Below are 12886 nucleotides of genomic sequence, written 5' to 3' on the forward strand. Positions count from 1 at the left end.
AAAATAAATTATTTAGTTTTTATTTTGTTCTTGAGTTGCTATGCTAAGTCTTGTAAAACCAGCATTTTTAACACTATCTATAACTGATATTAATGTTTGAGTTCTAACATCTTCATCAGAACGTATTTCTATAGGCTTTTCCAATTCTCCTTCTGTGTCTGCTAATTTTTTAAGATCAGCATCTATGTCTTCAGATAAATACCCGTTTATATATTTTTGTCCGTCTTTTGATATACTTATTACTACAGTTTCATTTTTTTCGGATCCCACTGCTGATGTAGATTTAGGCAAACTAATTTCTATTTGAGGTGTAACTATAATTGTTGAACCCACCATGAAAAATATAAGTAAATTAAATACTATATCTATCATGGGGGTTAAATCTATTCCGCTTTTTATATTGAATCTTCTTCTAAACTTCATATGCGCACACTGCATTATTAAAGTTATTCTACTGTTATAGTTCTTACATTACTTAAGAAATGCTGACCTTTATATAGAATAGAAATTTTATAATCGCCTTTTCCATATTCAGCCTTGAAAGTTCTTCCTAATATAGAGTTGCCCATATCTTTAACATCATATATTACTTTTCCTATATATGTTTTTCCATCATCTCCTGTGATTCTAGCTTCAGGATCAGCCATTTCTATAGCTAATTTAAAATCAGTAAAAGCAGCTCCATTTAGTATTCTATATTTTACAGTTATTTCATCACCTTCTTTAGCTTTAGGTGAGAAGTCAACAGATTCAGCAACTATGTTGGCAAATGTTACTGTAGTATAAACACCAACTCCTCTTTTTACAGCACCAACTCCTATAGCATTATATTCTTTACTTAATATATTCTTTTTGCTGTCAGGAGTTTTCATCAAATCTTTAACAATGCTTTCAGCTGCTTTTTTATCAGTGAATGGAATAACATCTAATTTATGCAAACTTTCACTTATATTTCCAACCATTTCAGGATATAATTTTATTTGTCTTGCTTTTGAATCTAAACCGTCTAAATCTGTATTACTAAAAAATTTATTTTGAGCCATATTATCAGCATGATATAATGCTAAAGAATGAAGTCTTTGATTATTTGGAAGAGGTGGCAAAGACACCTTACTTCTTTCTAAATTTATTAATCTTAGTACCTCATCTTCTATAGTATTAGCACTAACTATTAAAGTTGATAAAAATATAAATATTATTATGAAATTTAACTTTTTCATTTTTAATCTCCAAAAAAAATTTAAAATTGTATAATTATAAATCTAATTTTATAATGATTTTGTAAAAAATAAAAGAAAATAAATAAAAAATAATATTATTTTTTTATGTAAATATTGTTTGTATTTATTATTGACTTTTTTTATTTAATATACTAGATTATTAATTAGTATTAAATATTATTTATATGTTTTAGTATTATATATGTAAAATGGAGAATAATGGTTATGAAGAAAATATTTTTAATGATCGTTTTATTAATAGTTTTGTCATCTTGTAAAGAAGTAGCAAATATTTTAGGGGTAAATATCGATAGCTCATTGACATATTCTGATGGAAGTATGGGAAAGGCATCTTTTTATGCTAATTACAAAGAACGAGGAAATAGACGTTATAATTTTAATAAAATAGCAGAATATGATAAATTAATTATATATTTAAAAGATGGAGCAGGATATAAGCCAGAAAGTGTGGATTATATAGCTAAAGTATTTAATGATAATTATGATGAAGAAGTAAGAATATATGGAGAACATACAGATGTTGATAAGAATGGTAAAATTATAATTTTATTATTGGAATTGAATGCTAGTTATTCAGGTGGAGTAATTACTGGTTATTTTTATGGTGAAGATTTAATTTTGAATAAAAATAATAATGCTGAGATATTATATATGGATGTACAAGTTCTTAATGATGATCCTCAGTATATGGCTGGAACTATACAGCATGAATTCCAGCATTTAATTAATTATAATGTTAATTATATTAAAAATAATAGAGAAATGTCAACTTGGCTTAATGAAGCTCTTTCAGAATCTACATCTATATTATTCAGCCCAGCTACAGTTAATTCAAGAATAAATGAATTTAATAATATGAAAGGATATTATTGTTTTTATACTTGGAATCTTCCTTTAAATGTATTTGCTAATTATCCATCTGTTTCAGTATTTATGAATTGGCTTTATCAAAAAAATGGTAAAAATTCTTCTGTATTCCAAAATATAGCAAAATATTCATCATTAGATGATTATAATAGAGTTTTAAATAATGTAAGTTTTACAGGAGCATCTAGCTGGGATGATTTATTATTAAAATGGCTTGAAGGAGTCAAAAATAATGAAGTTGCAGGAGCTAAGTTACAAATTCAAAAAGGCGGATATCCTATTCCATTATTCCCAGGGGCAGCAGTAGTTTATAATGGTACTTTGAGTCCGTCAGGTAATTTAGTAACAAGAAAGTTATCAAGCGGTTTGGAATTAGCTTTGAATAAAGATACTTATGTAGGTGATAATCCAACTCCTATAAATATTACAACTCCTCAAGTATCATCAATACAGACATCAAAAATGTATAAGACAGTTAGTGAAGATGATAAGACTTATACACCTAAATACAGACATATATTGTTTGATAAAGACGGTAAAATTAAAGAATATTAATTTATAAAAGGAGAATTAATGAAAAGAATTTACAAAAACATTATAAAATATTCTTATGTTTTTATGATAGTTTTTTTCCTTTTAATTTTTGCTAAGAAACAGGAGATTACTGGTACTATTAGAATGGTAGGTACAGCTATATTTCCAGATATAGTTATAACTACAGAAGAGAGAGATTATTATTTCGATAAGCGATTTTTTGATGAATACGCTAAGTATGTAGGACAAAATATGACTATAAAAGCTAAAGTAAAGAAAGAGACTATATGGCTTGCCGACAGAAGCAAATCATTTGACAGATATACTATTATGTGGGTAGAAAAGAAATAATAATAAAAAATATAATTACAAGGCTTTAAATATATCTAAATATTTAAAGCCTTTATTTGTAATAAAGTAAAAATTCATTGATAAATATACGGAGTATGGTATAATAAGATAATAATAAAATAATCAAAACTATGGAGTCATTTTATGAATGTATTGGTAATAAATTCAGGAAGTTCAAGTATTAAATATCAATTATTCGCTATGCCTGAAGCAAAAGTTTTAGCTAAAGGACTTTTGGAAAAAATTGGCGAAGAAATAAGTGCTTTAAAACACACTGCAGTAGAGAAAGGAAAAGAGAAAAAAATAGAACAGAAGGTTGCTGATCATAAAGCAGGTATGTCTTTAATTTTCTCTCTTTTAACAGACAAAGAAGTTGGGGTTATAGCTGATATGAGCGAAATATCTGCTGTAGGTCATAGAGTTGTTCATGGTGGTGAAGCATTCAATAAAAGTACATTAATAACTGATGAAGCTATAAAAGCTATTGAGGCTTGCTGCGATATAGCTCCTTTACATAACCCAGCTGGTTTACAAGGTATAAGTGCTTGTAAAGAAATATTAAAAGATGTAAAAATGGTAGGTGTTTTTGATACTAGTTTCCACCAAACAATACCTGATTATGCTTATATGTATGCTGTTCCACATGAATGGTATGATAAATATAAAATACGTCGTTATGGTTTCCATGGTACTTCTCATAAATATGTTTATGGTGAGTTTTGTAAGGCAGCAAATAAACCTAATGCTAATGTTATAGTATGTCACTTAGGAAATGGTGCTAGTGTTACAGCTGTTAAAAATGGAGAATCTATTGATACTAGTATGGGTTTAACTCCATTAGAAGGTTTAGTAATGGGTACTAGATCAGGAGATATGGATCCTGCTGTTCCTACTTTTGTTATGGCTAAAGAAAATTTATCTGCAAAAGAAATGGATAATATTTTAAATAAAAAAAGCGGTCTTTTAGGTGTTTCTGGCGTAAGTAATGATATGAGAAACTTGGAAGAAGCTGCTAAAACTAACCCTAAAGCTGAACTTGCTATTACTATGTTCTGCTATAGAGTAAAAAAATACATAGGTGCTTATATGGCTGCTTTAGGACATCTTGACGGTATAGTATTCACAGGCGGTATAGGTGAAAATAGTGCTTATATTAGAGGAAGAATACTTGAAGGTTTAGATGAGCTTGGTATTAAATGCGATGCTGATAAAAACTCTAAAGCTAGAGGCTGTGCTAATTTTGAAAAAGATGGTGCTGCTATTAAACTTTATGTTATAGCTACTGATGAAGAAAAAGCAATAGCTATGGATACTTATAATCTTGCTTTAAAATAAAAATAATTGTTTATATAAACGTTTTTATATAGGGTGTCTTAATTAATTATTAAGATGCCCTATTTTTTTAATTTTTAAGTTAGATAATTATAATTTATTTCGATACTATAAAATATTAATACCATATTAGGAAGTATTATCTTATGAAAAAGAATATATTAATTAAATTATTTTGTTTATTTTATGCTGTTTTTATTTTATCATGCCATAAAGAGCCTAAAAATATTTTGAATGAATTAATGGTATCTGTTGGTCCTGAACCTCAAACTATAGACCCTACTAAAAATTCTGCAGTAGATGCTATGATATATACAACACATTTATTTGAGAATTTAACTATAAGAGATGAAAATAATAATATAATACCAGGTGCTGCTGAAAGCTGGACTTCATCTAATAACAATACAATATATATTTTTAATATTAGAAGCAATGCAAAATGGTCCGACGGAATGGATTTAAAAGCTAATGATTTTGCTTATGCTTGGAAACGTATAGTTGATCCTAAGAATGGGGCTTCATATTCTATACTTTTAGATGTTATAAAAAATGCAAGCGATATAATGATGGGGAAAAAAGATAAAGAAACATTAGGAGTTAAAGCATTAGATGATAAAACTTTATATGTAGAATTAGAATATCCTGTGCCTTATTTTGCAGAGATGGTAGCTCACACTGCTTATACGCCTTTGAGAGAAGATATAGTAAGTAAAAATGAAGACGGTTGGACTTTAGATGTTAATACTATGGTTGGAAACGGAGCTTTTCAAATTGTACGTTGGGATCATAATTCAAGATTAGTTGTTCGTAAAAATACTGACTATTGGAATTATAAAGAGATAAAACCTGATATTATTAATTTTGAGTTTATAGATAATGACAATACAGCAATGTCAGCGATAATTAATGAAGAAATATATTTTTATCATAATACGCCAATAAATGACAGAGAAAAACTTTTAAAAGAAGGCATAGCAAGACCAGTACCAAATATATCACTTTATTTTTATGAAGTTGATAATAGGAAAAAACCTTTTAATGATGCTAGAGTAAGAAAGGCTATTTCTTTAGCTATAGATAGGGAATATATAGTAAATAATATTATGAAAGGTGGAGAGAAGCCTGCTGCTGGTATTGTTCCTTATAATATAAAAGATGTTGACAGTACAAATGATTTCAGAAATAAAAGAGATGGATATTTTTCTACTAAAAGCGAGGATTATCAAAAGAATGTAGAAGAGGCTAGGGCTTTACTTGCAGAGGCTGGTTATCCTAATGGAGAAAATTTTCCAGTATTTGAATTTATAAGTAATCCGGGCTTTCATATCACTATTGCTGAAAGCATACAGGCTATGTTAAAAGAAGCATTAAATATAAATATGGTTATAAGGCAGGAAGAATGGGCTGTGCTTTTACAAACTAGAAGAGATGGAAATTTTGACATGGCTAGACAGGGCTGGATTGGCGGATATAATAGCCCTGCTGCATTCTTATCTTTAGTAAAAACAGGATATGTATTGAATGAGGGCAGATATAGTAATCCTGAATTTGATAAAGCTTTGTTAAATGCTTCCCTTGCTGAAAATGATTCAGATAGAAGTATGTATATGCATGAAGCTGAAAGTATTGCTATGAATGATATGGCTATTATTCCAATATATTATTATGCCGGAACTGTAATGCAAAATTCAAAATTAACAAATGTTATTTATGATATATTCGGTATATATAATTTTAGTAAGGCTGAGATTATAGAAGAAACTAATTAATATTTATATTCCTTTTCCTTCTATTGTTCTTAATTGATTTACAGGAATATCTGAATATTTATTAGATTCTTCTTTTGAGAGTCTTGTCCATTCTACGGTTGCTCCTACTATGCCTTTTTTATCTAATGACGCTTTTAGATATAATGTTTTCTTATCATCTGATAAGCTTATTTTGGCATAGTATGTGCTTCCTTGATCTGTATGATATATTCTTCCTGTTTGCCACTCACCATCTTTGAACTCTATATCATATATGAATATTAATCCTTTCAAATCTTTATCTCTTAGTGATTTGTTCGGATTATGTATATCTAATGTGCTTTTTATATCGTCATGCAATGCTATACCATAAGCATATACTTTATTATCAATAACTATTATTTTGGCTATTTTCATTCTACCTTTAGGTTTTTCAGGCATAGCCCAGAAACCTTCAACATCTTTTGCATTATTTTGCCCATACAATAAAGAGCTGAATATAATTATAAATATTATAGACAATATATTATTTTTCATTTTATAATCCAAATTTATTTTTTATAAATTATATATCTAAATAATATTTTTTCTATAGCGTTTTATTATTTATATATTGATTATTATTTTTTATTATGTAAAATTAATTAATCTAAAATAAATGAATTAAAATTATTAAGGAAACATTTTATGAAAGATTCTAGAATAGAAAAATTAGCTAAAAATATAGTTACTTATTCATGCAAATTAAAAAAAGGCGAAAAAATACTTATAAAATGCTATGGTGAGGGAGAGGAAAGAAATTTAGTAAATGCCATTATTAAAGAGGTTTATAAAGTAGGGGCTAGTCCTTTTGTTTGGAATCATGACCCTCATATACTTAGAGAATTATTGAAGCAATGTAATGAAGAGCAGATGAAAATTTGGGCTAAATCTGATTTAATGCTTATGAAAGAGATGGATGCTTATGTTGGTATATGGGGCGGATTAAATAGTTCAGAAAGTTCTTCTGTAAAAATGGAGAATCATGCTATATATGAAAAGTTTTATCTTGATCCTGTTCATATGAAGGAGAGAGTAAAAAATACTAAATGGGTTGTTATGAATTATCCTACACCAGCTATGGCACAGCAGGCTTCTATGAGTACAGATGAATTTGAAGATTTTTATTTTAAAGTTTGTAATTTGGATTATTCTAAAATGTCTAAGGCTATGGATAATTTAGTAAAACTTATGAATAAAACTGATAAAGTGAGAATAGTTGGAAAAGACACTGATTTAACTTTCTCTATTAAAGATATACCTGCTATAAAATGTGCTGGCGAACTCAATATACCTGACGGAGAAGTATACACTGCTCCTGTGAAAAATTCTGTTAATGGTGTTTTATCTTATAATACACCTTCTTTATATAGTGACGGATTTACTTATGAGAATATTAAATTCGAGTTCAAAAACGGAAAGATAATAAACGCAACTTGTAATGATACAAATAGAATAAATAAAATATTAGACAGTGATGCAGGTGCTAGATATATAGGAGAATTTGCTATAGGAGTTAATCCATATATTACAGAGCCTATGAAAGATATATTATTTGATGAAAAAATTATGGGAAGTTTCCATTTCACTCCTGGTGCTTGCTATGATGATGCTAGTAATGGAAATAGCTCTAAAATACATTGGGATTTGGTATGCATACAGACTAAAAAATACGGCGGCGGAGAAATTTATTTTGATGATAAATTGATAAGAAAAGACGGATTATTTGTTATTGATAGTCTTAAATGCTTGAATCCTAATAATTTAAAATAATATAAAAGGTTTGTAAATGAGTGATAAGAAATTTAATATTAGATTTGCTGCTGTAGAAGATTGTGCTTTAATACTGAAATTTATAAAAGAGCTTGCCCGTTATGAAAAATTAGAGCATGAGGTTACTGCAACTGAGGAGATACTTAAAGAGTGGATATTTGAAAAGAAGAAATGCGAGGTTTTAATAGCTTCAGAAAATAATATAGAAATAGGATATGCATTATTCTTTCATAATTTTTCTACATTTTTGGGAAAGGCAGGTGTATATTTAGAAGATTTATATATTAATCCTGATTATAGAGGATTAGGTTACGGAAAGAAGCTTTTAAAAGAGGTAGCAAAGATTGCAGTTGAAAGAGGATGCGAGAGATTGGATTGGCAGTGTTTGAATTGGAATAAATCTAGTATAGATTTTTATTTATCACTCAATGCAATTGAGATGTCAGATTGGAATTCTTACAGGCTAAGCCATGAAGTTTTAAAAATATTTGCTGAAGAATGATTTGTTAAATAATTATTATAAAATTTGAAGGTTTGTATAGATGAGTGATAAAAAATTTAGTATTAGATTTGCAGCTGTTGAAGATATACCAACTATAATGAGATTCATAAAAGAGCTTGCTGTTTATGAGAGCTTGGAGCATGAACTCAATCTTACAGAGGAAAGTTTAAAAGAAAATATTTTTGATAAGAAAAAGGCAGAGGTTGTTATTGCTTTTGAAGATGATATTCCAGTGGGGCATGCTGTATTTTTTGAAACTTTTTCTACTTTTGTAGGAAGGCATGGACTTTATTTAGATGATTTATATGTCAATGAAAAATACAGAGGCTTTGGATACGGTAAGAAACTATTTGAAGAAGTTGCAAAAATAGCTCTTAGCAGGAATTGCGGAAGACTTGAATGGCAATGTTTGGATTGGAATAAATCTAGTATAGATTTTTATTTATCTACAGGAGCTGAAATGGTTAAGGATGCCAGAGTTTACAGACTCACTAATGATGCTTTAAAAAAATTTTTAGATTTTTAATATATGAAAATATTTTATTTAATGATATGAACTATTAAATCTTGATTATATATGAAAAAAATAGTATAATTCAAAAAATTAACTTTATAAAGAGGTCAATAATGAAAAAAAGAGTATTGCTCAAAATATCAGGCGAAGCTTTACTTGGTCAAAAAGAATACGGTATAGATAATAATGTTGTTGATAGAATAGCATTAGAGATGAAAGAGGCTGGAAGTGATACAGAAATAGCTGTTGTTGTAGGCGGAGGAAATATTTTCAGAGGTATGCAGTTATCTGATAAAACAGGTATGGTGAGAGCTACTGCAGATTCTATGGGTATGCTTGCCACTATTATGAATGCTATAGCTTTGAAAGATAGATTTATGGCAGCCGGCACTCCTACTCAAATACTTTCTGCTTTTAATATTGAAGGTATGATAGAAGGTTTTGAAAGAGACAAAGCAATTCGTATATTAGAAAGAGGAAATGTGTTGATAATAGCAGGAGGTACTTCTAATCCTTATTTCACAACTGATAGTACAGCAATACTTAGAGCTTTAGAGATCGGTGCTTCTATAGTATTAAAAGGCACTAATGTTGATGGTGTTTATGATAAAGACCCTAAAAAGAATCCAGATGCTAAAATGTATAATGAAGTAACATTTAAAGAAGCTATTAATCAAAATTTAAGAGTTATGGATATGACAGCTTTCGCTATGGCTAATGATAATAATATGCCTATAAGAGTATTTAATATGCATACAAATGGAAACATTACAAAGGCTCTTTTAGGCGAGTCTATAGGAACTTATGTACATAATTAATTTATATAAAAAATAGGAGGTTTATTTTATGCTGTTAGATTTTGGCTATATTCCTGTTATTCCAATGTTTATTGGTATTATCATAATATTAATATTTATCATTATTTTCTTACGTTTCTTCCCAATAGGTTTATGGGTTACAGCTTTATTTTCCGGTGTAAGAATAAATATGATAACATTGATTACTATGCGTTTGAGGAGAGTTAATCCTTCACTTATAGTATTAAATCAGATAAAGTTATGGAAAGCAGGTTTAAAAATAGGAAGCAATGAGCTTGAGGCACATTATTTAGCAGGAGGAAATCCTACTGCAGTTGCTGATGCTTTGATTGCTGCTGATAAGGCTTCTTTGGATTTAAGTTTTGAAAGAGCTGCTGCTATAGATTTAGCTGGAAGGGATTTAGTTGATGCTATAAGAACTTCTGTTTCTCCTAGAGTTATTGCTACACCTTTAATTGCTGCCGTTGCTAAAGACGGTATACAAGTGAAGGCTACTGCAAGAGTTACTGTTAGAACTAATATTAACAGACTTGTTGGAGGTGCCGGAGAAGAAACAATAATCGCAAGAGTAGGTGAAGGTATTGTTACTACTATAGGTAGTGCTGCTTCTCATAAAGAAGTTTTGGAAAATCCTGATAGAATCTCTCAAGTTGTACTTGCTAAGGGGTTAGACTCTGGTACTGCTTTTGAAATACTTTCTATTGATATAGCTGATGTTGATGTTGGAAGCAATATTGGTGCTTTCTTACAGATTGACCAAGCTGAAGCTGATAAAAAAATTGCTCAGGCTAAAGCTGAAGAGAGAAGAGTTATGGCTATAGCTAGAGAACAGGAAATGCGTGCTCAGGTTGAGGAGATGAAAGCTAAAGTTGTTGAAGCTGAATCTCAATTACCTCTTGCCATTGCTGAGGCACTTAAAAAAGGAAATATCGGAGTATTAGATTATTATAATATGAAGAATGTTATGGCTGATACTGAAATGCGTTATAGTATATCCGGTATGGATTCAATGAGCAAAAATAATAATGCTTCAGGAAATGTGAAACAGTAAATTATTATTATAAATAAATTTTTTATAGGCTGTATATTTTTTATATGCAGCCTATTTTTTTGTAATTTTGAAAAATTAAAATTAATGTTATATTTATATATATTTATTTTTTATTTAGGATTATTTTATGACAATAGAACAATTTAATGATGAATATTTGGTGAGCAGAGAAGGCACAAATTCAGAAAAGTGGGAAACAAAAAAAGATAAAAGATTCAATACAGACGGATTGCTTCCTATGTGGGTTGCCGATATGGAGTTCAAAGCACCCAATGAAGTAATAGAGGCTATAAATAAAAGAGTTATTCATGGAGTTTTCGGATATACTGTTTTATGGGATAGTTATTTTGAGGCTTTTTTTAATTGGCAGAAAAGCAGATACAATATAGATTTAAAAAAAGAATGGATAAGTTTTTCTACAGGAGTTGTAACTTCTATATATTGGCTTGTGAATGCTTTTACTCAAAAGAATGATTCTGTTATTATACTTACTCCTGTATATTATCCTTTTCATAATGCTGTTAAAGATAATGGAAGAAATTTAATAGAATGCGTATTGAATAATGATAATGGTATTTTTTCTATAGATTTTGATAGATTAGAAAATGATATTGTAAAAAACAATGTTAAAATGATGATATTCTGTAATCCTCATAATCCTCTAGGAAGAGTATGGACTGATGAAGAAATAGATAGAGCTTTTGATATATGTAAAAGGCATAATGTTTATATAATTTCAGATGAGATACATCAGGATATAAATTTGGGAATTCGTCCTTTTATATCTGCACTTTCCATAAAAAATAAAGATAAGTATATGGATAAATTGATAGTAGTAACTTCTGCATCGAAGACTTTTAATTTAGCATGTCTTTTGAATTCACATATTATTATACCTAATGAAGACACTAGAAAGATATACAATGATTATGTTAATACTATAAGTAAAACTGAATTAAGCTTACTTGGTATGGTTGCTGCGGAGGCTGCTTATAAATATGGATCAGATTGGCTTGACGGATTATTAAAAACTATAAAAAGAAATTATGATTATATTAAAAATGAATTAAATGAAAAGGTACCTGATATAATAATAAGTCCTTTAGAAGGTACATATTTGCCTTTTATAGATTTAAGAAAAGTTGTTAATCCCGATAGAGTGAAAGAGTTTATACAAGACGATTGTAAAATAGCAGTTGATTTTGGAGAATGGTTTTCTAAAGATTATAAAGGTTTTATAAGATTGAATATTGCTACGAATTTTGAATATATAAGAATTTTTACTGATAATGTCATTTTGCAGCTTAAAACTAAAAATTATAAATAAGGCTTTTATTTTTTGTATAAATTAAAATTATGAAAAAATTATATTTTTTAGTAATTTTTACTAATATAGATACTTTTTTACTTGACAAAAACTATTATTTAATGTATTGTTAGAGTATACAAACAATAAATAAAAGGAGTTATAATATGAGTTTAATCAATAAAAAATTAATAGATTTCAAGGTTGAAGCTTATCAAGATGGTGAATTCAAAACAGTTGAAACTAAAGATGTTTTAGGAAAATGGAGTGTATTTTTCTTCTATCCAGCAGACTTTACATTTGTATGTCCTACAGAGTTAGCTGATTTAGGTACAGTATATGATGAATTAAAGAAAATTAATTGTGAAGTATATTCAGTTTCTGAAGATACTCATTTTGTACACAAAGCTTGGGCAGATGCTACACCAACTATTAAAAATCTTAAATATACAATGTTAGGTGACCCAACAGGTGTATTAGCTAAATTCTTTGAAGTATATGTAGAAGAAGAAGGTAAAGCATTACGCGGAAGCTTTATCGTAAACCCACAAGGCGAAATTAAAGCTTATGAAGTACATGATATGGGAATTGGTAGAGATGCTAATGAATTATTACGTAAAGTTCAAGCTGCTCAATATGTAGCTGAACATGGCGGTGAAGTTTGTCCTGCTAAATGGAAACCAGGTGCTAACACTTTAAAACCAGGAATCGATCTAGTTGGTAAGCTATAATCTATTAACTATATAAAATATTAGGACATATAATTAATTTTATATGTCCTTTTTTATTGCATGATTTTTCGCAATA

14 protein-coding genes are annotated in these 12886 nt (G+C 28.8%); 11 read left to right on the forward strand and 3 right to left on the reverse strand.

The genetic code is table 11. From position 1 onward, the window contains the following. Window positions 1-12: 12 nt before the first annotated feature. Both BRSU_RS04465 and BRSU_RS04470 read right to left on the reverse strand, forming a co-directional pair. Window positions 13-423, reverse strand: coding sequence for an ExbD/TolR family protein (locus BRSU_RS04465; protein WP_048594059.1), 411 nt, complete (start codon window positions 421-423; stop codon window positions 13-15). A gap of 23 nt (window positions 424-446) precedes the next feature. Continuing rightward, the gene (locus BRSU_RS04470) at window positions 447-1220 is read right to left on the reverse strand and encodes a CAP domain-containing protein (protein ID WP_048594061.1); all 774 of its coding nucleotides are present in this window, start codon (window positions 1218-1220) and stop codon (window positions 447-449) included. A gap of 225 nt (window positions 1221-1445) precedes the next feature. On the opposite strand from BRSU_RS04470, the gene BRSU_RS04475 reads away from it, so the two are divergent. From BRSU_RS04475 to BRSU_RS04490, 4 genes are all read left to right on the forward strand, one after another. Further along, entirely contained in the window at window positions 1446-2663 is a 1218-nt protein-coding gene (locus tag BRSU_RS04475) for a peptidase M30 (protein ID WP_048595135.1), read from the forward strand. A gap of 18 nt (window positions 2664-2681) precedes the next feature. After that, entirely contained in the window at window positions 2682-2993 is a 312-nt protein-coding gene (locus BRSU_RS04480) for a hypothetical protein (protein ID WP_048594063.1), read from the forward strand. A gap of 144 nt (window positions 2994-3137) precedes the next feature. Next, window positions 3138-4328, forward strand: coding sequence for an acetate/propionate family kinase (locus BRSU_RS04485; RefSeq protein ID WP_014488159.1), 1191 nt, complete (start codon window positions 3138-3140; stop codon window positions 4326-4328). A 143-nt stretch (window positions 4329-4471) separates the two neighbouring features. Next, window positions 4472-6097 carry a peptide ABC transporter substrate-binding protein gene (locus BRSU_RS04490; protein WP_048594064.1) on the forward strand — a complete coding sequence of 542 codons (1626 nt, stop codon included), beginning with the start codon at window positions 4472-4474 and terminating at the stop codon, window positions 6095-6097. Window positions 6098-6100: 3 nt separating this feature from the next. On the opposite strand, the gene BRSU_RS04495 is transcribed toward BRSU_RS04490, so the two are convergent. Beyond that, complete coding sequence (locus BRSU_RS04495) at window positions 6101-6613, reverse strand: DUF2147 domain-containing protein (protein WP_048594066.1); 513 nt, start codon at window positions 6611-6613, stop codon at window positions 6101-6103. A 150-nt stretch (window positions 6614-6763) separates the two neighbouring features. On the opposite strand from BRSU_RS04495, the gene BRSU_RS04500 reads away from it, so the two are divergent. From BRSU_RS04500 to ahpC, 7 genes are all read left to right on the forward strand, one after another. Beyond that, window positions 6764-7888 (forward strand): aminopeptidase, encoded by a 1125-nt coding sequence (locus tag BRSU_RS04500; protein WP_014488156.1) that lies wholly within the window; start codon window positions 6764-6766, stop codon window positions 7886-7888. Window positions 7889-7904: 16 nt separating this feature from the next. Beyond that, window positions 7905-8390: a GNAT family N-acetyltransferase gene (locus BRSU_RS04505; protein ID WP_048594067.1), complete on the forward strand. Its 486-nt coding sequence runs from the start codon at window positions 7905-7907 to the stop codon at window positions 8388-8390. Window positions 8391-8430: 40 nt separating this feature from the next. Then, complete coding sequence (locus tag BRSU_RS04510) at window positions 8431-8916, forward strand: GNAT family N-acetyltransferase (RefSeq protein WP_048594069.1); 486 nt, start codon at window positions 8431-8433, stop codon at window positions 8914-8916. Window positions 8917-9017: 101 nt separating this feature from the next. Then, window positions 9018-9722: a UMP kinase gene (pyrH, locus tag BRSU_RS04515; protein ID WP_012669739.1), complete on the forward strand. Its 705-nt coding sequence runs from the start codon at window positions 9018-9020 to the stop codon at window positions 9720-9722. A 31-nt stretch (window positions 9723-9753) separates the two neighbouring features. Further along, a complete protein-coding gene (floA, locus tag BRSU_RS04520) occupies window positions 9754-10773 on the forward strand; it encodes a flotillin-like protein FloA (RefSeq protein WP_280642065.1) in 1020 nt (339 codons plus the stop codon). A gap of 127 nt (window positions 10774-10900) precedes the next feature. Continuing rightward, on the forward strand, window positions 10901-12100 hold the full coding sequence (locus BRSU_RS04525; RefSeq protein ID WP_048594072.1) for a MalY/PatB family protein: 1200 nt from the start codon (window positions 10901-10903) through the stop codon (window positions 12098-12100). Between the two features lie 146 nt (window positions 12101-12246). Next, the gene (ahpC, locus tag BRSU_RS04530; RefSeq protein WP_048594074.1) at window positions 12247-12810 is read left to right on the forward strand and encodes an alkyl hydroperoxide reductase subunit C; all 564 of its coding nucleotides are present in this window, start codon (window positions 12247-12249) and stop codon (window positions 12808-12810) included. Window positions 12811-12886: the final 76 nt, after the last annotated feature.

Source organism: Brachyspira suanatina, from assembly GCF_001049755.1.
GTDB classification, from domain to species: domain Bacteria; phylum Spirochaetota; class Brachyspiria; order Brachyspirales; family Brachyspiraceae; genus Brachyspira; species Brachyspira suanatina.

What these genes read in the sequence shown, in the direction of transcription:
- BRSU_RS04490 (WP_048594064.1), top strand. Translation starts at nt 4,472, where the DNA reads ATGAAAAAGAATATATTAATTAAATTATTTTGTTTATTTTATGCTGTT.
- BRSU_RS04525 (WP_048594072.1), top strand. Translation starts at nt 10,901, where the DNA reads ATGACAATAGAACAATTTAATGATGAATATTTGGTGAGCAGAGAAGGC.
- BRSU_RS04465 (WP_048594059.1), bottom strand. Translation starts at nt 423, where the DNA reads ATGAAGTTTAGAAGAAGATTCAATATAAAAAGCGGAATAGATTTAACC.
- ahpC (WP_048594074.1), top strand. Translation starts at nt 12,247, where the DNA reads ATGAGTTTAATCAATAAAAAATTAATAGATTTCAAGGTTGAAGCTTAT.
- BRSU_RS04475 (WP_048595135.1), top strand. Translation starts at nt 1,446, where the DNA reads ATGAAGAAAATATTTTTAATGATCGTTTTATTAATAGTTTTGTCATCT.
- BRSU_RS04470 (WP_048594061.1), bottom strand. Translation starts at nt 1,220, where the DNA reads ATGAAAAAGTTAAATTTCATAATAATATTTATATTTTTATCAACTTTA.
- BRSU_RS04500 (WP_014488156.1), top strand. Translation starts at nt 6,764, where the DNA reads ATGAAAGATTCTAGAATAGAAAAATTAGCTAAAAATATAGTTACTTAT.
- BRSU_RS04480 (WP_048594063.1), top strand. Translation starts at nt 2,682, where the DNA reads ATGAAAAGAATTTACAAAAACATTATAAAATATTCTTATGTTTTTATG.
- BRSU_RS04485 (WP_014488159.1), top strand. Translation starts at nt 3,138, where the DNA reads ATGAATGTATTGGTAATAAATTCAGGAAGTTCAAGTATTAAATATCAA.
- BRSU_RS04495 (WP_048594066.1), bottom strand. Translation starts at nt 6,613, where the DNA reads ATGAAAAATAATATATTGTCTATAATATTTATAATTATATTCAGCTCT.
- BRSU_RS04505 (WP_048594067.1), top strand. Translation starts at nt 7,905, where the DNA reads ATGAGTGATAAGAAATTTAATATTAGATTTGCTGCTGTAGAAGATTGT.
- pyrH (WP_012669739.1), top strand. Translation starts at nt 9,018, where the DNA reads ATGAAAAAAAGAGTATTGCTCAAAATATCAGGCGAAGCTTTACTTGGT.
- BRSU_RS04510 (WP_048594069.1), top strand. Translation starts at nt 8,431, where the DNA reads ATGAGTGATAAAAAATTTAGTATTAGATTTGCAGCTGTTGAAGATATA.